The sequence below is a fragment of the Halomonas sp. H33-56 genome, from assembly GCF_040147035.1.
In the GTDB taxonomy this organism is placed as follows: Bacteria; Pseudomonadota; Gammaproteobacteria; order Pseudomonadales; family Halomonadaceae; genus Halomonas; species Halomonas litopenaei.
Window position 1 is genome coordinate 2,910,685 of record NZ_JAMSHP010000001.1, and the last position, 20,818, is coordinate 2,931,502.

The 20,818-nt window shown below is 64.5% G+C and carries 19 protein-coding genes and 1 tRNA gene; 13 read left to right on the forward strand and 7 right to left on the reverse strand.

The features are described 5' to 3' along the window. The first annotated feature begins 364 nt into the window (after window positions 1-364). Entirely contained in the window at window positions 365-946 is a 582-nt protein-coding gene (locus tag NFH98_RS12410) for a TraB/TrbI/VirB10 family type IV secretion system protein (RefSeq protein ID WP_052704452.1), read from the forward strand. A 46-nt stretch (window positions 947-992) separates the two neighbouring features. Here NFH98_RS12410 and NFH98_RS12415 read toward each other — a convergent pair whose 3' ends face one another. Then, window positions 993-1,985, reverse strand: a complete 993-nt coding sequence (locus NFH98_RS12415) for a serine/threonine protein kinase (RefSeq protein ID WP_349622782.1) — start codon at window positions 1,983-1,985, stop codon at window positions 993-995. A gap of 51 nt (window positions 1,986-2,036) precedes the next feature. Continuing rightward, a complete protein-coding gene (locus tag NFH98_RS12420; RefSeq protein ID WP_349622783.1) occupies window positions 2,037-2,867 on the reverse strand; it encodes a ComF family protein in 831 nt (276 codons plus the stop codon). A gap of 60 nt (window positions 2,868-2,927) precedes the next feature. On the opposite strand from NFH98_RS12420, the gene bioB reads away from it, so the two are divergent. From bioB to NFH98_RS12450, 6 genes are all read left to right on the forward strand, one after another. Continuing rightward, window positions 2,928-4,022: a biotin synthase BioB gene (gene bioB / locus NFH98_RS12425; RefSeq protein ID WP_349622784.1), complete on the forward strand. Its 1,095-nt coding sequence runs from the start codon at window positions 2,928-2,930 to the stop codon at window positions 4,020-4,022. A gap of 63 nt (window positions 4,023-4,085) precedes the next feature. Then, on the forward strand, window positions 4,086-5,258 hold the full coding sequence (bioF, locus tag NFH98_RS12430) for an 8-amino-7-oxononanoate synthase (protein ID WP_349622785.1): 1,173 nt from the start codon (window positions 4,086-4,088) through the stop codon (window positions 5,256-5,258). Beyond that, on the forward strand, window positions 5,255-6,199 hold the full coding sequence (locus NFH98_RS12435) for an alpha/beta fold hydrolase (protein ID WP_349622786.1): 945 nt from the start codon (window positions 5,255-5,257) through the stop codon (window positions 6,197-6,199). Before bioF ends, NFH98_RS12435 begins: the two co-directional genes overlap by 4 nt. Next, the gene (locus tag NFH98_RS12440; RefSeq protein WP_349622787.1) at window positions 6,196-7,158 is read left to right on the forward strand and encodes a methyltransferase domain-containing protein; all 963 of its coding nucleotides are present in this window, start codon (window positions 6,196-6,198) and stop codon (window positions 7,156-7,158) included. The genes NFH98_RS12435 and NFH98_RS12440 overlap by 4 nt, the downstream gene beginning before the upstream one ends. A gap of 84 nt (window positions 7,159-7,242) precedes the next feature. Continuing rightward, window positions 7,243-7,935: a dethiobiotin synthase gene (gene bioD, locus NFH98_RS12445; RefSeq protein WP_213227240.1), complete on the forward strand. Its 693-nt coding sequence runs from the start codon at window positions 7,243-7,245 to the stop codon at window positions 7,933-7,935. A 157-nt stretch (window positions 7,936-8,092) separates the two neighbouring features. Beyond that, a tRNA-Leu gene (locus tag NFH98_RS12450) sits at window positions 8,093-8,177 on the forward strand. Window positions 8,178-8,582: 405 nt separating this feature from the next. Here the strand turns inward: NFH98_RS12450 and NFH98_RS12455 are convergent. Then, complete coding sequence (locus NFH98_RS12455) at window positions 8,583-10,541, reverse strand: alkyl/aryl-sulfatase (protein WP_349622788.1); 1,959 nt, start codon at window positions 10,539-10,541, stop codon at window positions 8,583-8,585. A gap of 512 nt (window positions 10,542-11,053) precedes the next feature. On the opposite strand from NFH98_RS12455, the gene NFH98_RS12460 reads away from it, so the two are divergent. From NFH98_RS12460 to NFH98_RS12475, 4 genes are all read left to right on the forward strand, one after another. After that, on the forward strand, window positions 11,054-11,458 hold the full coding sequence (locus NFH98_RS12460) for a DUF3302 domain-containing protein (RefSeq protein WP_349622789.1): 405 nt from the start codon (window positions 11,054-11,056) through the stop codon (window positions 11,456-11,458). After that, window positions 11,458-12,585, forward strand: a complete 1,128-nt coding sequence (locus tag NFH98_RS12465; protein WP_108132881.1) for an HlyD family secretion protein — start codon at window positions 11,458-11,460, stop codon at window positions 12,583-12,585. Before NFH98_RS12460 ends, NFH98_RS12465 begins: the two co-directional genes overlap by 1 nt. A gap of 153 nt (window positions 12,586-12,738) precedes the next feature. Then, window positions 12,739-13,464 (forward strand): hypothetical protein, encoded by a 726-nt coding sequence (locus tag NFH98_RS12470; protein ID WP_349622790.1) that lies wholly within the window; start codon window positions 12,739-12,741, stop codon window positions 13,462-13,464. 229 nt (window positions 13,465-13,693) lie between these two features. Continuing rightward, window positions 13,694-15,280 (forward strand): SLC13 family permease, encoded by a 1,587-nt coding sequence (locus tag NFH98_RS12475; RefSeq protein WP_249742712.1) that lies wholly within the window; start codon window positions 13,694-13,696, stop codon window positions 15,278-15,280. 47 nt (window positions 15,281-15,327) lie between these two features. On the opposite strand, the gene NFH98_RS12480 is transcribed toward NFH98_RS12475, so the two are convergent. Then, on the reverse strand, window positions 15,328-15,927 hold the full coding sequence (locus NFH98_RS12480; protein ID WP_231498651.1) for an HD domain-containing protein: 600 nt from the start codon (window positions 15,925-15,927) through the stop codon (window positions 15,328-15,330). 173 nt (window positions 15,928-16,100) lie between these two features. On the opposite strand from NFH98_RS12480, the gene NFH98_RS12485 reads away from it, so the two are divergent. Next, window positions 16,101-17,375, forward strand: a complete 1,275-nt coding sequence (locus tag NFH98_RS12485; protein WP_108132884.1) for an O-acetylhomoserine aminocarboxypropyltransferase/cysteine synthase family protein — start codon at window positions 16,101-16,103, stop codon at window positions 17,373-17,375. Here the strand turns inward: NFH98_RS12485 and NFH98_RS12490 are convergent. The 3 genes from NFH98_RS12490 to pmbA form a co-directional block, all read right to left on the reverse strand. Next, entirely contained in the window at window positions 17,372-17,494 is a 123-nt protein-coding gene (locus NFH98_RS12490) for a hypothetical protein (RefSeq protein WP_261395434.1), read from the reverse strand. The two genes, NFH98_RS12485 and NFH98_RS12490, sit on opposite strands and share 4 nt — an antisense overlap. A gap of 44 nt (window positions 17,495-17,538) precedes the next feature. Continuing rightward, window positions 17,539-18,597, reverse strand: coding sequence for a DUF1214 domain-containing protein (locus tag NFH98_RS12495; protein WP_222516606.1), 1,059 nt, complete (start codon window positions 18,595-18,597; stop codon window positions 17,539-17,541). Between the two features lie 174 nt (window positions 18,598-18,771). Beyond that, entirely contained in the window at window positions 18,772-20,112 is a 1,341-nt protein-coding gene (pmbA, locus tag NFH98_RS12500) for a metalloprotease PmbA (RefSeq protein ID WP_045993060.1), read from the reverse strand. A gap of 150 nt (window positions 20,113-20,262) precedes the next feature. Here pmbA and yjgA point away from each other — a divergent pair, with 150 nt between their 5' ends. Continuing rightward, window positions 20,263-20,766, forward strand: coding sequence for a ribosome biogenesis factor YjgA (yjgA, locus tag NFH98_RS12505; protein WP_045993059.1), 504 nt, complete (start codon window positions 20,263-20,265; stop codon window positions 20,764-20,766). The last annotated feature ends 52 nt before the right edge of the window (window positions 20,767-20,818 follow it).

Genomic DNA, 20,818 nt, shown 5'->3' on the forward strand with positions numbered 1-20,818 from the left:
TGAAGTATAGCTTTTGCATTGCGTGAGCGATAGTCTACCGCAGCGTGTCGCCTTCCGCAGTTCGCCTGGCGTTTTTGCCCACCGTCACCCCCCCATCATTGGCGAGAAATCGGCGCGACGCCCGATCTTGCCACAGCCCGCGGCAAAAGCCCGTTGCCAAGGCCGATTGAGGAGATTGCCGCCGCCGTCGCGACGAGGTACGTGACAGAGTGTCGCGCAACGAGAGCGATAGCTGTCCACCCGACAGCCCTGTGCTATCGTCATCAGGTTGTCCATGTGCCAGGCGACACTGTCGGTGGCATGCCTCCATGCAGCTACCCGTCCTGTTGCCCGCATTTCGCCAGCCATATCGCGAGAATCGCCAATGCCTGCCCTTCGCCGCCTGCTTGCCCGGCCCAGCACGCCCCTCGTCGCCATTCTGACCTTCAGCGCCCTGACCAGCATGACGCCCGCTATGGCGGACAGCCTGGAGCTACCCGCCCAGGCACGCATCGACGTCAGCATTATCGAAGGCATCGACCTCGACTCCGCCGGACAGCGGCTCGATGATGTCATGCTCAAGCCCGCCGCCGATGCCGAGGGACGCACCGACCTGCCCCACTACTGCGTGCTGGTCGGCGACGCCAAGCGCGATGGCCAACGCCTGCGCATCACCACCGAGGCCCTCACCTGCGTCGAGACCGATGGCGGCGAAAGCCACATCTACTCCGGCGAACTCATCGCCGGCGCCTATGACGAGGATGGCCAGTTCGGCATCGCCGCCTGCGATGACGGCGGCTGCCGCCTGGACGCCGACCGCGTGTTTCAGCTGGAACTGACCGAACCGCTGGCCATCGAGCAGATGCCCAACCCGTCTGCGCAGCTTAACGCCGAACGTCGTGGCGAAGACGCCGACAACGAAGCCAAGCAGGCCACCCCGTCGAGCCAGACCACGCCGTCCGAGTAGCGGCACCTATGGCGGACAGCACACGGCGTCCGCCAGACCCCATCTGTCAGCCACCCGCCAGCCAGCGCTCGGAATCCGCCAGGGCCAGGCGTTGATGCTCCAGCTGGCGGATGTGCTCGTCCCAGTAGCCGGCGTCGGCGACCCAGGGAAACGCCCGGGGAAAGGCCGGATCGTCCCAGCGCGCCACCACCCAGGCGCTATGGCGCATCAACCTCAAGGCGCGAAGCGGTTCGATCAGGGCGAGCTGCTGGCGATCGAAATCGATCACCTGCTCGTAGCCCTCGATCACCTCCGATAGCTGCATCGCCCTTTCCTCCGGCCCCTGGGCGGTGAACAGCATCCACAGGTCCTGTACCGCCGGCGCCATCATCGCGTCGTCGAAATCGACCAGCGCAAAGCGATCCTCCCGCCCCAGCATATTGCCGATGTGGCAGTCGCCGTGAACCCTCTGCATGGGTGCGCTGACACCCGCGGGTGGTGCCAGCGCCTCGATCAACTGCTGCGAGACTCGCTCGTAGGCCTTGCGCTGACGCTCGCTCAGCCAGGGACTCTCGAGTACCGTGCGACGGGCCTGCTCGGCCATGGCGCGGGGCTCCTGCCGACAGCGATGGGCGAACTCGCCGCGCCGGCCCACCTCGTGCACGCGTCCTATCAGCTCACCCAGGGCGAACAGATGGTCGGGGTTCTCGAGCTCGGGCGCTTGGCCGGGCAGGTGGGGAAACAGCGCCACGCGGTAGCCCCCCGCCCGGTGCAGACTCTCGCCGGCGTCGTTGCGCCAGGGGGCCGCCACCGCTACCCCGGCATCGTCGAGCTCACGCAGGAAGGCGTGCTCCTCGCCGATGGCCTCATCGCTCAACCGATCAGGGCGGTAGAACTTGGCCACCCAACGCTTGCGGTCATCGTCCTGCACCAGATAGACGCGGTTCTCGTAGCTGTTGAGCGCAAAGGGCTCGCCGGGCAGCCACAAGCCCAGTGACTCGATCGCCTCCACCACGCGCTGCGGAGAAAGTTCACTGAAGGGCGTGGGGGTCGTGGTCATGGGGGCTCCGGGTAAAAGCACAAATATCTAACGAGGCGAGAGGCGCCGAGCTTAACAGAGCCAGGGTGGCGGCGTCCTCGCCAGCGCCCAGGCATCTACCCGGCGCGCGCCCGCGCGGCGACAGGCCTGCGCCAGCCGCTCAAGGGTGGCCCCGGTGGTCATGACGTCATCGACCAGCGCCACGTGCCGAGGCAGCCCTGACGCGATACCAAACATGCCCGACGCGATGCGACGGCGGGCCCGCGAACCGAGCTCATGCTGGGGGCGATCATCGCGACGCCGCCAGGCCCGCCTCACCGGCACGCCGAGCCGGCGACCCAGCTCGCAGGCCAGCCACTGGCCCTGATCGAAGCCAAAGCGCCTGGCCCTGGCGGGATGACGCGGCACCCCGACCAGAGCGTCAGGCACGCCATTCTCGCCCACGAGGGATTCCTCCAGAAACAGTGCGACCAGCAACTGGGCGCTAGGCAGATGGGCCTCGGCCTTGAAGCGCTGGACGAGACGCCTGATCTCATCGCGGTAGATCAGCGGCGTCCGCACCTCATGGAAGCTGAAGGGCTCCACCAGACAGCGACCGCACAGGCGTTCACCCGCCGGACGCCGCCAGCGGTGCTCGGGCAAGGGTTCGCCACAGCCCTCGCAGGGACAACGATTGAGTTCAAGCCCTCGGCGGCAGGGATCACACAGCAGGACGGTCACAGGACCCGGCGCAGCAATCACCGCGAGCCCCGATCTTGACCCTGACCCTGGCCCTGGCCCTGGCCCTGGCCCTGGCCCTGGCCCTGGCGCCAGGGTCGCCAGGCAGAACAGGCAGCGATCCGCCATCAGTTTCGCCACGCCATGGTCAACCTTGCCGATCACGCAGGTTGACAGCTTCGCCACACCACTTATCCTTGTCGTCAACCAATCCGATTTTAAAAAGTTGACCATAGCGAGACACCCATGTCTGCCGACTCGACGTCCACAGTTTCCACCCTAGCCGCCGATGCAGCCCCCCGTCACGACTGGACGCTCGATGAGATCGAAGCGCTGTTCGCCCTGCCCTTCAATGATCTGCTGTTCAAGGCCCAGTGCGTCCACCGCCAGCACTTCGATGCCAACGCCGTTCAGGTCTCGACCCTGTTGTCGATCAAGACCGGCGCCTGCCCCGAGGACTGCAAGTACTGTCCTCAGTCTGGCCACTACAACACCGGCCTGGACAAGGAGAAGCTGCTCGAGATCGAAAAGGTGGTGGAGCAGGCGAAGTCCGCACTCGATGCCGGTGCCAGCCGTTTCTGCATGGGCGCCGCCTGGCGCAGCCCGCGCCAGCGGGATCTCGAGGTGGTCATCGAAATGGTGAAAAGGGTCAAGGCGCTGGGGCTCGAGACCTGCATGACCCTCGGCATGGTCGACGAAGCCCAGGCCCACCAGCTGGCCGACGCCGGCCTCGACTACTACAACCACAATCTGGATACCTCGCCTGAGTACTACGGCGAGATCATTACCACGCGCAGCTACGCCGATCGCCTCGACACCCTGGGCAATGTGCGCCAGGCCGGCATGAAGATCTGCTCCGGCGGCATCCTCGGCATGGGCGAGACCGCCCGTGATCGCGCGGGGCTGCTCAGGCAGTTGGCCAACCTGTCACCGCACCCGGAGTCGGTACCGATCAACATGCTGGTCAAGGTCCCCGGCACGCCCCTGGAGGACGTCGAGGACCTCGACCCCATCGAGCACCTGCGCGCCATCGCGGTGGCCCGCATCATGATGCCGAAGAGCCACGTGCGACTGTCCGCCGGGCGGGAGCAAATGGACGAGTCGACCCAGGCACTGGCCTTCATGGCCGGCGCCAACTCGATCTTCTACGGCGACACCCTGCTGACCACCGGCAACCCACAGGTCGAGCGCGACCGCGCGCTGTTCGACAAGCTTGGCCTGCATCCGGAACGTCGCGACACCTGTGCCAGTGACGACGAACGCGAACAGGTCCTGGCCCGGCAGATCGAGCGCCAGGCCAGGGAAGCCAGCAGCGCCCAGTTCTATGACGCTGCGGTCTAGCCCCATGTGCGCCCGCTGCCAGCCCTGCGCTAGTGAGGTGCGTCCCCGCCGGGAGCCCACCCCATGAGCGCAGACTGGCATTCCCACCTGCGCCAGAGTGCCCAGGCACGCCACGAGGCGCATCGCTGGCGCCAGCGCCGTGTCCATCGGCAGGACGCGCAGCGACTCGACATGGCCGGCAATGACTATCTCGGCCTGGCCGCTGACCGGCGTCTGGCCGAGGCCGCCGCCGATGGTGCGCGGCGCTTCGGCACCGGGGCCCGTGCCTCACATCTGGTCACCGGACACAGCACGGTACACGAGGCACTCGAAGAAGCCCTGGCACGCCTCACCGGACGCCCCCGGGCGCTGCTGTTCTCCACCGGCTACATGGCCAACCTGGGGGTGATACAGGCGCTCTGTGACAGCGGCGTGCATCTTCTGCAGGACCGGCTGAATCACGCCTCCCTGATCGACGGTGCCCGGCTGTCCGGCGCCCGCTCACGGCGCTATCACCACAAGGACCTTGATGACCTGGCGCGCCTGCTGGATCGGGTGCCGGACGCCAGCCGCCGCCTGGTCATCAGCGACGGGGTCTTCAGCATGGACGGGGACTGCGCCGACGTCGACGGCCTGGCCGAACTCAGCCGGCGCCACGGCGGCTGGCTGATGATCGACGATGCTCACGGCATCGGCGTGCTGGGCGAAAACGGCGACGGTAGCGTCGGGCGACGGCTGGGCTGCGAGCAGGTCCCCGTGCTGGTCGGCACCCTGGGCAAGGCGCTCGGCACCGCCGGTGCCTTCGTCGCCGGCGATGACGCCCTGATCGAGCATCTGATCCAGTTCGCCCGCCCTTACATCTACACCACCGCCCTGCCCCCGCCGGTGGCGGCGGCGACGCTACAGTCTCTCGAGATACTGGCCAGCGAACCCGAGCGTCGCCGCCATCTCGATGGGCTGATCGCGCGATTCCGACGCGAAGCCGCCAGCCTGAAGCTGCCGCTGATGGCGTCGGCCACCCCCATCCAGCCGATCCTGCTCGGTGATGAGCAGCGCACCCTGGACTGGGCCAGTACCCTCGAGGACGCCGGCATTCGGGTGGGCGCCATTCGCCCGCCGACGGTCCCCGCCGGCGCCTCAAGGCTGCGTGTCACCCTGAGCGCCGCCCATGACGACCACGACATCGACCGTCTGCTCGAGGCGCTCTTGACCTGCCAGAAGCAGGAGTCGGCCACCTGCGCAGGGGTATCCCGATGATCCGGCTGGTTCTGCTGTCCGGTTGGGCCATCGACGCCAGAATCTGGTCACCGCTGGCGAGCCATTGGGGAACCTCGGTGACGGTGGAGGCCATCGACTGGCCTGGGATAGGCGGCAGGCCCACGCTTGCAGACGCAGGTGTCTCGGACGCAGACGCCTCAGACGCAGACACGGGGCTTTTCCAGCAGCAGGCACACCCGTCCTCTGGCATTCAGACGCTGGCGAAGGCCATGGGGCCGTCCCTGTCGTCCCGCGACGGCGAGCCGGTCATCTGGGTGGGCTGGTCGCTCGGTGCGTTGCAGGCCGCCGCGCTGACCCGGCACCTGCCCGCCCCCGATGGCCTGGTGCTGCTCGGCATGGGCCCGACCTTCTGTCACCCGAACGGGGTGACAACGTCCGCGCTGGCTGATTTTCGCGCCGCCTTCCGCCGCGACCCGACCAGGGCCAGAGAGCATTTCCTGCGCTGGCAGCTGTCCGGCGAGCCCTCGCCCCGTGACGCCCTGCGCCGGCTGCGCAGCCTGCTGACGCCTGACATCGGCGCCGACCACACCACCCTGGAGCAGGGCCTCGCCACCCTGGCAAGCGTCGATATCGGTGACCTGCTTGGCGGCATGCCAGGCCATGTCTCAAGCCAAGCGCCGGATAATGCAACTCCCGTCCCCATCACGTCCCTGTGCGGTGCCACGGACCCCCTGCTGGCCCCTGCCGTACGCGCGGCCATGGACGAGCGTATCGAAGGCGCCGGGCACTGCCCGATGCTGAGCCAGCCGGCCCGTCTGGCCGAGGCGATTCAGCGCCACGCCTTGCGCATGCTAGATGGAGGAAAGGCACCCACCAGCCGCCGCGGGCCTCACTATGGTGACCGCGAAGACGATGATGCAGACCGCGACGCAACCGATGCCGACCGCGAAGTCCAGGGGTTTGACGAGGTGACGCCATGAACGCTCCGCTAGTGCAGCGCCAGCTCGAGCCCGCGCGCTCCAGCGACACGGCCACGGCCGCGCCGGACCAGAGGGGCGTCTCCGCAGCGCCCGATGCCACACCCGGTGACTGGCAGCGACGGGTCGCCCGAGCGTTCTCGCGGGCGGCCCCGCGCTACCGAGAACTGGCGCGCGCCCAGATGGCCATGGCCGAGACGCTGTGGCCCCACCTGCCAGATCACGCCGAGCGGATCCTCGATCTGGGTTGCGGGCCCGGCGACCTGACCCGAAGGGTGGCCGAGCGCTATCTCGACGCCAGCGTGCTGGGGCTGGATCTGTCCGCGGCGATGCTGGCACAGGCTCGCCAGACACTGGTTCAGCAGACACCGACCCAACAGACACCGGACCGAATAGCCCAGGACGACCGAGGCACCGAGCCACGTCGACAAGAGGCATCACCTCATCCGCGCGCCACGGCGTGCGCCTGGGTCTGCGCCGACGCCCAGGCGCTGCCGCTGGCCGATGCCAGTCTCGACCTGGCGATATCCAATCTGGCCATCCAGTGGTGTCCCGACCTGGAGCAGGTGCTGGCGGAACTCCATCGCGTCCTGGCGCCTGGGGGACGGGCGGTACTCAACACCCTGCTGCCCGGCACCCTGGCAGAGATCGGCCAGGTCTGGCGTCAACCGGGCAAGGCCAGTGGAGTGCTGGACTTCGCAAGCCTCGACGACCACCGGCGCGCGGTGCTTTCCCGCCGCTGGGCCGCCACCGCCTTCGAGCAGCGTGCCGAGCGCTTCTACTACCCGGACCTGGACGCCGTGATGGCCTCGGTCAAGGGCGTCGGCGCCCAGGTCGCCCGTCCCGGCGCCCGGCTGAGCCGTCAGGATATAAGACAGGCGCGGGCCCGCTATGAATACCTGCGCAGACCCGAAGGACTACCGGTGACCTACCAGCGGCTGACGTTGATTCTCGATCGCTGACGCCTGACCACCGCGCCCCTGAGTGAGGTGCCCCATCGTCGTTTCACCGCCACCAAACTTGCAGCACAGGATCCCGCACTCGCCATGCCAAGCTACTTTGTGACCGGCACCGACACCGACGCCGGCAAGACCCTGGCAAGCTCCGGCCTGCTGGCCCTGGCACGCCGCCAGGGCCAGACCACCCTCGGCCTCAAACCGATCGCCTCGGGGTGTGAGTCCACCGCCGAGGGACTGCGTAATATCGACGCCCTGACCCTGCAGGCCCAGAGCGTGCCGTCTGTACCCTATGACGACATCAATCCGTTCGCCTTCGCGCCCCCCATCGCGCCACACCTGGCGGCTCGCTATGCCGGCGTGGACCTGTCCCTCGACAGGCTCTGCCACACGCTGGGGGGAAGCCTTGAGCTCCCCCGTGATCTGATCCTGGTCGAGGGAGCCGGCGGTTATCGGGTCCCGCTCAACGACCATGAGGACCTGGCGGGGCTCGCCACACGCCTTCAGCTTCCGGTGATCCTGGTGGTGGGACTGAAACTCGGCTGCCTGAACCATGCCCTGCTGACCGCCGAAGCCCTCAAGGCAGATGGCGTCCCTTGCGTCGGCTGGATCGGCAACCTTGTCGATCCCGGCTTCGCCGAAGATGAAACCCTCTACCGGGACAACCTCGATCACCTGGAAGCCAGGCTGCCGGGGCCCTGCCTCGGCATCATTCCTCGCCTCGATGGCAGCGACCATCGGGCACTGGCCGATCAAGCCGCCGATCATCTTTCGCTGCCATAGCTCGAACTCCCGCCTCACCAGCATCACCCCCGCTCCCGCGCCGCCCGCAGCGTCCGGGTGGATAGCGGGGCCCTGACTCGATCGAAGCGAGCGCACCTCACGGAAGTGTTTGACTTGCCAGGCCGGCAACGTAAAATATGCCCCGCCTACCCCGCGTGCGGATGTGGTGGAATTGGTAGACACGCTAGATTTAGGTTCTAGTGCCTTAGCGCGTGGGAGTTCGAGTCTCCCCATCCGCACCATCTTGATCTCGCTCAGCTTTTTCCTACAGCTGTCAGTTTCCCAAGACGCCTAGGCCATTCGCTCAGGGTAGAATCCTGGCATGGTCTCATCATGCCTGGCGACACCTGACATGACGGCTCGTCAGGGTCTTCCCTGCAATGATCCAGCACCTACCTATCACCTCTTGAGCGTGATGGCATTGCTGCAGGTAGGCCTGGTCAGCGCTCGTAAGCACTCCATCATCTCATGGCGCTTTGCAGGAAAAGCCCGAACGCCATCGCCACCGACGGCGAACAATCCCGGCTTCCCCTGCATATTCTTCCCGCGATACTTCGAGACCTTACAGTGGTCCCAAAAAAGAGCGCCCCAAACTTGAGGGGCGGTTCAGGGCGCTCTTGCCATTACATCGAAGGTTGAAGCGATGGTCAGGGCGTTACGATATCGAACCAGAATTCGAAGCTGTCGAGCAGGCCGATAAATTGATCGACAGTCTGCTGATCACCATCCACGGTCACGTCGCCCGCATCAATCGAATCCGCCATGGTCGTTTCACCAAGGTTGATACTATCCAGTTGGGCACGATCGATTGTCACCGTTGCCGCTGCATCTTCTGCCCAATCGCCAATCGTGTAGTTCATTACCCCATTGGAAATGGAGATGGTGAACTTCTCGTCAACGTCGGGCATTTCAAAGTTAATATCGAAGTCCTTACCGACGGCCTCAGGATGGTTAAGTCTTACAGCGAGATAATCCAGATAAATATCGAGCGGTAGACCTTTCACCATATCTGGGGAGGCAGTATCGGGTGTCGCCACCTCGGCTACGCCTTCACGAAGTTCCTTCGCCCCGGATAGATAGAAATTCCTCCAAGGACCACTCTCTGCTTGATAGCCCATCTGAGTCAGAGCGTCTGCCAGCAGGTCTTTGGCCTCCTGGTTCTCAGGTTCCGCGAAGACAAGATGATTCAACGCCGTCGCGGCCCACCGATAGTTCCCCTCATCCACGTCCTGACGAGCCTTCTCGAGAACTTGCTCCGCGCCACCTACGTATTCGACAAATTTTGCACCTTCTTCTGCAGGAGGAAGTTCATGCAACTCGGAAGGATTACCACTGAACCACCCAAAGTACAGCTGATATTGCGCCTTGGCATTATGGCTGACACTACCGTAGTAACCACGATTGTAGAACTCTTGAGCAAGCGAGTCCGGCAGCTCGATCTGTTCTGCTATCTCGAGCATTGTCTCGCCATGGTTGGCCAGACGCAGCACTTCGTCGTGCAAGTAGCGGTAAGTATCACGCTGCTTTTCCCAGTATTCAACGACATTCTCGTTACCCCAGGTGGGCCAGTGGTGGCTCCCCAGGCTGACCTCTACATCGTCGCCATACCGGTTGATGACATCGTGAATATACTTGGCCCACAGATCACCGCTTCGTACCTTTGCACCTCTCAAGGTATACAGATTATGCAGGGTGTGGCTAATTTCCTCTGCCTGCATCAATGCCTTGAACTCAGGTACATAAAACATCAACTCCGCCGGTGCCTCTGCACCTGGCGTGTTGAGAAACTCGATCTCGACACCGTCGATCACCTCGGTCTTCGGGGTGTCGTCAATCGTTATCGTCGGTTGAGCGATAGTCACAGTACCGGCTGCGGTGGTGGTGCCAAGCCCAGAACCAAGTGAGCCTTCTGGCCCTTTCTCGATAACGTTGCCATACATGTAACTGGCCCTACGACTCATCGTATTGCCGGCGATCAGATTCTCACTGACAGACTCTTCGAAGAAGTTCTCAGGAGCCACAATTGGAATCTCACCTGCATCGACTTCATCCTGGGTCAGGATACCTTTTACACCCCCGAAGTGATCCACATGACTGTGCGTGATAATCACGCCGGTAACGGGAATATCTTCCACATGCTCTTGCAGCAAAGACAGGCCGGCGGCAGCCGTTTCATTGGCGGTCAGGGGATCGACGACAATCCATCCATTATCCCCCCTGATGAAGGTCATGACGGCAAGGTCAAAACCTCGTATCTGATAAATTTTCCCTTCAACAACTTCAAACAAGCCATTTATTGCGTTCAATTGACTTTGCCGCCATAAACTGGGATTTGCCGTATCCGGAGAGTCCCCCGTGGCAAAGTCAAATTGCGCCGTGTCATAGACAGGCGAACCGTCCGGCTTCTTGATGACACTCTCGTCCAGCGTAGCAATCAAGCCACGCCTGGCATTCTCGAAATCGGTATCATCATCAAAGGGCAAGTAGTCTCGCAGTTGCTGGTTGAAGGCTTTCGTGCTTTCCGATGCGGCGTTTTCAGCAGCAACTGCCGGAGTGGCGCCAATGGCAAGTGCAATCGCCGTGACTGCGAAAGGTATGGTTTTCATTCCCTGTAATCGTCCCTGTCGATGCGCATTGGCCAAACGCGACCAATAGTCATTAATGAATTGTGCTCATTCAAGCTAGAACAGAGACCTGAGGCCGTCACGGCATATTTATCAACCATAAAGCTATCACACACTAAGTTTTGATTGTTTTTTTCTATTGCCAAGCCAGGACCTTGCCGCCCCATCGACATCCATAGGCAAGTCGTCACGAATGCTGACCTGCTTCAAAGCCTTGTTCGCAGCTGGCCCCGGCGCAAGCTCAGCCCTTATCCAGAAAATGCACAGTCCGTTGTGACACTCCCCCCGCGATAGTGTCTGCAATTGCCCGAGACGAGCCTCTGGCGAAACCTGGCGCTTAGCGTGGAATCCAGCACTGGGACGGGTGCGTCCCGTTGACGCCGCCTAAGCATCCGTTGGCTTTGTCAGGGCTCGATCCTGCTATCGTTACATGCATGTTCCATGATTGAAATCGACCTCGCACGTTGCGCAGGTCCGCGAAAAAAGGTCATTGCATGCTGAACTACTTTGCCCTCGGCATCCTGTGCTTCGTGGTGTTGACCCTGTTCTACGGTGTCATCGTCATCCACGACATCCCCTACGGTATCGCCAAGAAGCGCGACCATCCGCACCAGGACGCGATCCACGTCGCCGGCTGGGTCAGCCTGTTCACCCTGCATGTGCTGTGGCCCTTCCTGTGGATCTGGGCCACCCTCTATCGGCCGGATCGCGGCTGGGGCTTCAAGCAGATCGAGGAAGAACAGGCGCGAGAGCGCAGCGAGATCGACGAGTTACGCCTCGAACTCGACCACCTGCGCCAGCGACTCGACGCCCAGGAGGCCTCAGCGCCGTCGCTCCAGGTAGAGCAACCGGCTCGCGCCCAATCTACGTCCGGCAATACCCAGGGAGGTCAGGACTGATGGATCTGCTTATCGTGCTGACCTATGCGGCGCTGTGTATCGCCGTGTTCAAGATCTTCCGCATCCCGCTCAACAAGTGGACGGTCCCCACTGCGGTACTCGGCGGCATCATCGTGGTCGCGACCCTGGTGCTGCTGATGAACTACAACCATCCCTTTACCCGCCAGGTTCGCCAGGCCTACGCGGTGACGCCGCTGGTATCCGAGGTCCGGGCCCGGGTCAGCTCCGTCGAGGTCGACCCCAACACCCTGGTCGAGGCCGGTACCCCGCTGTTCATCCTGGACGCCACCCAGTTCGAGTCCCGGGTAGAGCGGCTGACGGCGGAGCTCGAAGACGCCCTGCGCAATTCCGACAGTCGCAGCGCCGGCGTTGCCGAGGCCGAGGCCAACCTGGTGGCGGCCCAGGCCGATAGAGATCAGGCCAGTCGGACCCTGGCACGTTATCAGGCCGCCTCCTCGGCCTTCAGCCGTCAGCAGATCGACGAAGCCTCCCAGAACGCCCAGACCGCGGCTGCACGTGTCGCCCAGGCCGAGGCTGCCCTCGAGCGGGCCCGCGCCGAACAGCGCCCCGACGGCGATGACGAGGACCCGTTGGTCGTCGCCAAGCGCGCCCAACTGGCCGAGGCACAATATGATCTGCAAAATACGGTCATCCGCGCACCCACTGACGGCTTTCTGACACAGCTCGCGGTGCGCCCGGGAATGATGGCGGTACCGCTGCCGCTGAAGCCACTGGGGGTCTTCGTTCATGACGAACCCGGCCGCTTTACCGGCGCCTTCCGCCAGCAGGCGCTCAACCGTATCCAGCCAGGCGACGAGGCCGAACTGACCTTCACCGCCCTGCCAGGCCAGGTGTTCGCCGCCGAAGTCATCGAGGTGCTGCCGGCCATCGCCGAGTCCCAGGTCGCCGCCGGTGATCGACTGCTGGGCGCCGACGCCTTCGCCAGGACCGACGCCCCTGCGCTGGTGACCCTGAAGCTCGCCCCGGGCCAGGATATGCCGGACATGCCGCTGGGCATCGGCGCCCAGGCAGCGGTCTACACCGAGCACTTCCACCACGTCGCCATCATGCGCAAGGTGCTGTTGCGCATGCTCGGCTGGCAGCACTATGTCTACATCGACCACTGAGTCGACAGGCGTTTCGCCAACGCTGACCCGCTGCTAGGCTGGCCCCAGTCAGGTTCGCCCAGCGTGGCGAACCAGGGAGCGACAGACAGCACCCAGCCTTTCCTGGTGTACCCGACGAAAGGCACACCAGGTGGCTGGGGGCGGGGGGCAAGGATGCACAGCAGGAAGGAATCAACGCGCACCAATACCTGGGTGGCACTGGTGATCGTCATCGCCAGCGCCGCTCTGAGCTATTGGCTGCTGGACAGTCGCGACGACGTCAACGGAGGTGCAGCGGTATCGCTGTTCTCGTTGGGTCTCGTCAGCGCGCTGGTGATCGGCTATTCCCGTTCGGTCAGTCAGATCAACGCCCTCGGCGCCCAGGTCAAGTTCAACCGCCTGAGCCAGGAAGCCGACGCCACGCGCAAATCGCTGGAGCGCGACCGCCTTCATCTCTACCGCATGCTGATACCGCTGACGCTGAAGCACCCCGAAGGCGAACACGCCATCCACGACGTCGATCCCCGTGTACCGGCACTGCTGGAACTTGACGACAAGGTCGCTACCGAAGGCCTTCAGGCCGACCTGTCACAGGACCTCGCCCGCGCCCTCCATCGTCTGCTGCATAGCCAGTACCACCGCATCGTGGAACTGCTGCCGCAGGACGCCTCCCTGCCTGCCTCGCAACGGACATCATCGGGCCACGACTTTACTCCCGCCCAGCTTGGCGAGCTGCTGGATCGGGCCGAAGCCTGTCTCGAGCGCCAAGGCGAGGCGTCGACGTCCAATGACGACAGACAGCGGCTTCACAACAATGTTCGCGTCAGCCGCCGCCTGCTGGCCAGTTACCATCGGCTCGATGACGTCACCCCAAAAGCCCCGTCTGACGCCGTTGTCTGAGGTCCGCAGACAGCCTCTCGCTTCTCGTCTCTCACCTCTCACCTCTCGCCTCTCGCCTCTCGCCACCTGGTCCCCGCCCGAGCGAATGACCGATCAGGCTGTGCCGGTTCGCTCCATCCTGTTCCCCGACGTCGGCCCCCAAACTCGGCGTCCCTGGCCCTCGTCTACGCTGAGATGGCGGTACATCACCGCAGTGTCACATCCATCTTCGCGATCGGCGGGAGGCCCCATGGCAGAGTCACTTACACAACAACAGGACGTTGACAGCGACAGCGGCGGACGCTCGCCTCGGCTGATCTGGTCGTTGCGGGCCTTCGGGCTGGCCGGTGCGGCCATGGTCTGGGTGGCCCTTGGGGGTGCCGAGTCGATGTCGCCAGATGCCCGCTGGGTGGCCGCCATCGGCACCCTGATGGCGATCTGGTGGATGACCGAGGCGATCCCGCTGTCGGTCACCTCGCTGCTGCCCATCGTGTTGATTCCCATGCTGACCGAACGCTCGGTGTCCGAGGCCACCGCTCCCTACGCCAGCTCCATCGTGTTTCTATTTCTCGGTGGCTTCCTGATCGCCATCGCCATGGAAAAGTGGCAACTGCACCGGCGTATCGCCCTGACCACCCTGCATCGCGTCGGGGTCGAACCTCGTCGTATCGTGCTCGGCATGATGCTGGCCACCGGTTTTCTGTCCATGTGGGTGTCCAACACCGCCACCACCCTGATGATGCTGCCGATTGCGCTGTCGGTGCTGACCCTGGTGGTGGAACGCTCGAGCTCACAGGACAGTGACGCGGTCGGAGAAGACCTGCACAAGGGCGGCCGCGTCTCGGACATCATCAAGGATGACAACATCCGCAGCTTCGGTGTCTGCCTGGTACTGGCCATCGCCTGGTCGGCGTCCATGGGCGGGCTCGGCACCCTGCTGGGCTCTCCCCCCAACGCCATCGTCGCCGGCTACGCCGCCGACGAACTGGGCCGGGACATCGGGTTCCTGCAGTGGATGATGGTCGGTCTGCCACTGGCGCTGACCTTTATCCTGATCGGCTGGGTACTCATGACCCGGGTGCTCTATCGCTTCAAGCTCGATGAGATTCCCGGCGGCAAGGCGATGATCGAAGACCAGCTCGATCACCTGGGACCGCTCGGCCAGGGCGAGCGCATGGTGATGTTCGTGTTCGCCGGTGCGGCCTTTCTGTGGGTGGTGCCGGGGCTGATCGCCAGCCTGCCGCTGATTGGCGACTGGTTTTCGTTCCTTGACGCCTTGAATGACACCGCCATCGCCATCGGCGCCGGTATCGTGCTGTTTTTCCTGCCGGGCAACGCCAAGGGCGACATGGTGCTGGACTGGCAGGACGCCGAGGATGGCCTGCCCTGGGGCGTACTGCTGCTGTTCGGCGGCGGTCTGTCGCTGGCCAGCGCGGTGGCAGCGTCAGGGCTCGACGGCTGGTTCGGCGAACAGGTCAGCGCGCTGGGAGCGCTGCCGATGGTGGCGCTGGTGGTGGCGGTGACCACCATCGTGCTGTTTCTTACCGAGATCACCTCCAACACTGCCACCGCCGCGACCTTCATCCCGGTGCTGGGCGGGGTCGCCGTCGGCATTGGCGCCGACGCCATGACGCTGCTGATACCTGCCGCCTTCGCCGCGACCTGCGCCTTCATGCTGCCGGTCGGCACGCCGCCCAACGCCATCGTGTTCGGCTCCGGCGCCGTCACCATCTCGCAGATGGCCCGTGGCGGGATCGTGCTCAACGTGATCGGCGTCGCCCTGATCACCCTGTTCTGCTACGTACTCGGAGGGCTGGCCCTGGGTCTGCAATTCTAGGCCGGTCCGAAAGGGCTCGGATTGAAGGGCAGGAGGAACCGGGAGCCTCACCTGCCGGTGGGGCTCTCTCCCTGTTGTCGGCGCTGTCGAAGACGAGCCTCGGCCTGCTCAAGCACCTCCCAGGCCAGGCGACGAAGGCCGACCTCCCCCTCGGTCATGGCCTCGAGCAGGGCTCGCTTTTCCTTCAGATAGAGGCGTGCAAATCCCGGGTCATGCTCGACGATAGAGCCGGTGTTGTGGATCAGGTCGGCGTACTTGATGGTCTGGGCGCGGGCGCCGGCTTGTGCCAGACGCTCCAGCGCCAAGCGCTTGCGCACGGCGCGGTTGCCCACCTCAGGCCCTTCGAGATCGCTTAGCGCCAACACCAGCGCGGTCACCTCTTCCCCGAAGTTGTCGCCCAGTGTCTGGGCCGTCACCTGGGTGTCCTCCAGCACATCGTGCAACCAGGCGGCGGCAACCATGGCGGGGTCGCCGGGGCAGTGGCGGCTGACCAGCGCGGCCACAGCGGCGGGATGCTCGATGTAGGGGGTGTCCAGGTACTTGCGCCGCTGACCGATGGCGCCGTGAGCCGCCGTGGCGAAGAGCCGCGCCGCCTCCACGGTGTCGATGCCCGAGATCTCGCTTGCGTCGCTGGAGGGTGTGTCCACGCTGTCGCTCCCGTGTCGTGTCTTTATCGTGCGCCCCGGTCGGGCCCATTGCCGGTCCAGCACCTTTTGCTGATTGAGGCCTCGGCCGCCGCGGCTTAGGCTGACAGACCCGACCTCAAGACGCCATCAGGCGCTCCCCTGGCCGACCAGGAACCGCCATCAAAGGAACTGCCATGAAACGCGAAACCCTCGCCCTGCACCACGGCTACGCCCCTGACGACCAGCACTCTGTCGCGGTCCCGATCCACCAGACCACATCGTTTTCCTTCGATGATGCCCAGCATGCCGCCGACCTGTTCGATCTCAAGGTCGAGGGCAACATCTATTCGCGCATCATGAACCCCACCTGCGCGGTGCTGGAAAATCGCGTGGCCGCCCTGGAAGGTGGTATCGCGGGCCTGGCGGTGGCCTCCGGCATGGCCGCCATTACCTATACCATCCAGACGCTTGCCGAAAGCGGCGACAATATCGTCTCGATCAGCGAACTCTACGGCGGTACCTACAACCTCTTTGCCCACACCCTGCCGCGCCAGGGCATCGAGGTCCGCTTCGCCGACAAGGACGACCTCGCCGGCATCGCCGATCGCATCGATGAGCGTACCAAGGCGGTGTTCTGCGAAAGTATCGGCAACCCTTCGGGCAGTGTGGTGGACATCGCCGCACTCGCCCAGGTGGCCCACGACAACGGTGTCCCGCTGATCGTCGACAACACCGTGGCCACGCCCTTCCTGTGGCGCCCGATCGAACACGGCGCCGATATCGTGGTGCACTCCGCGACCAAGTATATCGGTGGCCACGGCACCACCGTGGGTGGCGTGATCGTCGATTCCGGTCGCTTCCCCTGGGCCAGCCATGCCGAACGCTTTGCGCTGCTCAACGAGCCCGACCCCTCCTATCACGGCATCAGCTATACCCGAGACGTCGGCGACGCGGCCTTTATCGCCCGCGCCCGGGTCGTGCCACTGCGCAACATGGGGGCGGCCCTCAGCGCCCAGGCCGCCTGGAATCTGCTGCAGGGTCTCGAGACACTGGCGCTGCGTATCGAGCGCATCTGTGCCAACACCCAGACCATCGCCGAGTACCTCGAGGGCCACGAGGCGGTGTCCTGGGTCAAGTACGCTGGCCTTTCACATCACAAGGACCACGAGCTGGCCAAGCGCTACATGAACGGCCAGGCCTCCGGCATCTTGAGCTTCGGCATCAAGGGCGGACGAGACGCCGGGGTGCGCTTCTACGACGCGCTCGGGCTGATCCTTCGACTGGTCAATATCGGTGACGCCAAGACCTGCTCGGCGATTCCGGCGGTGACCACCCATCGCCAGCTCAATGACGAGGAACTGGCCGCCGCCGGGGTCACCGCGGACATGGTGCGCCTGTCTGTCGGCATCGAGCATGTCGACGACCTGATGGCGGACCTGGACCAGGCGCTCAAGGCGTCTCAGGGCTAGCCCGAGCCCGGCACCGGCAATTCCACCGGGGTGGGAGAAGGTGGCAGCCAATCGCCCTTGATCAGGGCTTCGGCCGGGCGGTAGAAGCGCAGCAGGTGTTGGTGACAGCGTCCATCCACAGGGATGGACGTTCCTCTTTTTCTATCCAGCCCGAGCTTTATATCTAGCCAGAGCCCGGCACTGGTAGTCCCACCGGGGTCGGCGACGGCGGCAGCCAATCGCCCTTGATCAGGGCTTCGGCCGGGCGGTAGAAGCGTAAGGTATACGTCCATCCCGGGGCGATCGCCAGATGGTTGGGTGCCTGGGGGTCGCCGCCAAAGTGGAGGGTTACCGAACCATCCTCGTTGGCGTCGGCCTCGACACTGGTCAGGGAGTGCGCCCCTTCGGCGCCCTCGATCAGACGCCCTCTGGCATCGTAGACGGTCACCGACCAGAACCCGGTAACCGGCACGTCCACCGGCAGAATCAGCACCTGAGGCGTCTCGCCATCATTGTGAAGCGGGCTGACGGTGACGTAGTAGGCGTCCTCGATGGGCTGGCCCAGCCAACCCGCGGCCGTCCCCCACAGATGCCGCACCGGGTCGACGCTGTCTTCGGCGCCAAACATGCCGTGGCTGCCGGAGATAAAGGGCGACAGACCAAGCACCGCCTCTCTTACCTCGCCCAGCCGCTCCATATCCCACTCGGGCAATGACAGCTCTCCCGCGTCATCCTGGGACCACTCGATGGCATCCTGCAGCGCGTTGGCTTCGGCGATGTCCGCGCTCGAGTCGGCGTCCACCTGGGTACGGAACATGACCAAGGCATAGCGCGAACCGACGCTCTCTTCATCCAGCACGATCTCGCGTCCGCCGTAGGCCATCATCGGGGTGTAGTGGTCCTGGTTGACCACCTGCATGGACTGCAGTCGGGTGGCGCTGGCCGGGGCGGTGAAGGTCACCGGTGAGGCCAGATCAAAGACGCCGACGCTGTGCAGGATATCCCGATTGACCCGAACCACCTCGGCGTCCACCGGCAACGGCGCGCGGTCATGGCGCAGGCTGCCAAAATAGCCATCATCGGCATAGTTCTGGAAGTGGGTGTCGGTCTGCGCCCGCACATAGGTATCCAGATTGACCGCACCGTCCGAGCTGGATGGCTCGGTGGCCTCTGCGGTCGCTGCCACTGCGTTCGAGACCAGGCCGCTTGCCATTGCCAGCAGCAGCCAGGAAAACCGCTTCATTGTCATCCCCGCACCCCGATTGTCGGTCGCGAGCCCTGGCGGCCAGAGCCCTGCCTCTGGCTCAGCATAGCGTCTTCGCGGCACGAAGGACTCAACGGCATGAAAACGGCGGCCCCGAGGGCCGCCGAAGGTCTCACTATTCAGTAAGCAGTGAATTGACGTTTCCAGAGACTGTCAGCTACCGGCGATGGTCATCTCATCGATCAACCAGCTACCGCTGTGGATGCTGCCACGGGTATCGATATCATCCCCCAGTCCCACCAGACCCTGGAACATGCCTGCCAGGTTGCCGGCGATGGTGAACTCCTCGACGGGATGCTGAATCTGGCCGTTCTCGACCCAGAAACCGGCCGCACCGCGGGAATAGTCACCGGTGACGCCGTTGACGCCCTGCCCCATCAGCTCCGTGACCAGTACGCCCCGATCCATCTTCGAGAGCAGCGCCTCGCGGCTTTCCAGCGGCGCCTCGAGGCGCAGGTTGCGTGCCCCGCCGGCGTTGGCGGTGGTCTGCATACCGAGCCGACGCGCGCTGTAGGCCGACAGCATGTAGCTGGCCAGACGCCCCTGCTCGATAAAGCGATTGTTGCGGGTCTGGACGCCGTCGCCGTCGAACGGACTGCTGGCCATGCCACCCACCAGCATCGGCTGCTCGGCGAGGCTGAACCACTCGGGAAACAGAGTCTCACCCAGGCGGCCACACAGGAAGGAGGCGTCGCGGTAGATGGCGCCGCCGGCCAGGGCCGACATCAGGTGGCCGATCAGGCCGCTTGCCAGGGTCGGGTCGAACATCACAGGAAAACGCCCGGTCTGGGGGCGCTGCCCCCCGAGGCGCTGTAGCGTACGCTCGGCGGCGCTGCGGCCGACCTCCGCCGGGTCACGCAGCGCCCGTGGATCCCGGGCGCTGGTGTAGTCGTAGTCCCGCTGCATGCCGGATGCGTCCTCGGCGATCAGCAGGCAGGAAAGCGAGTGACGGCTGCCGCGCTGGCTGCCGAGAAAACCATGGCTGTTGGCGTAGACGCGAACGCCCTCGCCGCTCGACAGGCTGGCGCCGTCGGAGCTGCGGATACCCGGCTCGGCCAGGCCCGCCGCCTCGCAGGCAAGCGCCAGCTCTATCGCCTTGTCCGTGTCCAGCGCCCAGGGGTGATGGACGTCGAGATCCGGCAACTCGGTCGCCATCAGCTCGGCGTCGGCAAGCCCGGAGGCAGGATCCTCGCCGGTGTAGCGGGCGATGGCGATGGCCTTCTCGACCACGCTCTTGATCGAGGCGTCGCTGGCATCGGTGGACGAGGCGCTGCCCTTGCGCTTGCCCAGATAGACGGTGACGGCGATGCCCTGATCGCGGGATAGCTCCACCGACTCCACATCGCCCTCGCGCACGCTTACACCGGTGCCCTGATCGACGCTGGCGCCGACCTCGCAGGCATCCGCACCCAGTCGCCGAGCAAGCTCGAGCGCGGTCTCGGCACGACTTTCCAGCACCGCCTGCTGGGCTCTGGCATCAAACGCCTGTGTCATCTTGTACTCCTTGTCCGACCATAGGGGTCGGCTGAGACTGTCATCCTGCGGCGCCTCGGGCGCCACAGGCTGGTATACTTTCGCGGACGTCGCGCCCGGCGCGACCACCGCCTTTTCGATTTTCCCCGATGCCTTCACCAGGGACCCGGTATGACCCAGGATGACCTTTCCCCCGACGACCGCCCCAGCAAGTCCCAGCTCAAGCGGGAGATGCACGAGCTGCAGGCGCTGGGCGAGCGCTTCATCGCGATGAAGCCCGAGGAGCGCGCCCGCTTCCCGCTGTCGGACGATCTGCTTCGCGCCATCGACGAGACCGACCGCATTCGTGCCCGCGAGGCCAGACGCCGCCATATGCAGTACGTCGGCAAGCTGATGCGCAAGGAAGACCTGGAGGCCATCCAGGCGGTCTTCGACGACATCGAGAAGGCCCAGGTCCAGCGCGACCATGCCTTCCTGCGCCTGGAAAAGTGGCGTGATCGCCTGATCGAAGAAGGTGATGACGCCGTCGAACCCTTCCTCGAAGACTATCCCCAGGCCGATCGCCAGGCGCTGCGTCAGCTGATCCGCAACGCCCGCAAGGAGCGCGAGCAGAACAAGCCCCCCACCAACGCCAAGCGGCTCTACAAGCTATTGCGTGATACCGCAGGGATCTAACCGCCGGGCTCGAGGGCCAGTCTGACGAGTGCCTGCGCTCGTCGACTTTTCG

What these genes read in the sequence shown, in the direction of transcription:
- NFH98_RS12475 (WP_249742712.1), top strand. Translation starts at nt 13,694, where the DNA reads ATGGCAGAGTCACTTACACAACAACAGGACGTTGACAGCGACAGCGGC.
- NFH98_RS12470 (WP_349622790.1), top strand. Translation starts at nt 12,739, where the DNA reads ATGCACAGCAGGAAGGAATCAACGCGCACCAATACCTGGGTGGCACTG.
- NFH98_RS12465 (WP_108132881.1), top strand. Translation starts at nt 11,458, where the DNA reads ATGGATCTGCTTATCGTGCTGACCTATGCGGCGCTGTGTATCGCCGTG.
- NFH98_RS12485 (WP_108132884.1), top strand. Translation starts at nt 16,101, where the DNA reads ATGAAACGCGAAACCCTCGCCCTGCACCACGGCTACGCCCCTGACGAC.
- NFH98_RS12415 (WP_349622782.1), bottom strand. Translation starts at nt 1,985, where the DNA reads ATGACCACGACCCCCACGCCCTTCAGTGAACTTTCTCCGCAGCGCGTG.
- NFH98_RS12440 (WP_349622787.1), top strand. Translation starts at nt 6,196, where the DNA reads ATGAACGCTCCGCTAGTGCAGCGCCAGCTCGAGCCCGCGCGCTCCAGC.
- yjgA (WP_045993059.1), top strand. Translation starts at nt 20,263, where the DNA reads ATGACCCAGGATGACCTTTCCCCCGACGACCGCCCCAGCAAGTCCCAG.
- NFH98_RS12460 (WP_349622789.1), top strand. Translation starts at nt 11,054, where the DNA reads ATGCTGAACTACTTTGCCCTCGGCATCCTGTGCTTCGTGGTGTTGACC.
- NFH98_RS12495 (WP_222516606.1), bottom strand. Translation starts at nt 18,597, where the DNA reads ATGAAGCGGTTTTCCTGGCTGCTGCTGGCAATGGCAAGCGGCCTGGTC.
- NFH98_RS12435 (WP_349622786.1), top strand. Translation starts at nt 5,255, where the DNA reads ATGATCCGGCTGGTTCTGCTGTCCGGTTGGGCCATCGACGCCAGAATC.
- bioF (WP_349622785.1), top strand. Translation starts at nt 4,086, where the DNA reads ATGAGCGCAGACTGGCATTCCCACCTGCGCCAGAGTGCCCAGGCACGC.
- NFH98_RS12455 (WP_349622788.1), bottom strand. Translation starts at nt 10,541, where the DNA reads ATGAAAACCATACCTTTCGCAGTCACGGCGATTGCACTTGCCATTGGC.
- bioB (WP_349622784.1), top strand. Translation starts at nt 2,928, where the DNA reads ATGTCTGCCGACTCGACGTCCACAGTTTCCACCCTAGCCGCCGATGCA.
- pmbA (WP_045993060.1), bottom strand. Translation starts at nt 20,112, where the DNA reads ATGACACAGGCGTTTGATGCCAGAGCCCAGCAGGCGGTGCTGGAAAGT.
- bioD (WP_213227240.1), top strand. Translation starts at nt 7,243, where the DNA reads ATGCCAAGCTACTTTGTGACCGGCACCGACACCGACGCCGGCAAGACC.
- NFH98_RS12410 (WP_052704452.1), top strand. Translation starts at nt 365, where the DNA reads ATGCCTGCCCTTCGCCGCCTGCTTGCCCGGCCCAGCACGCCCCTCGTC.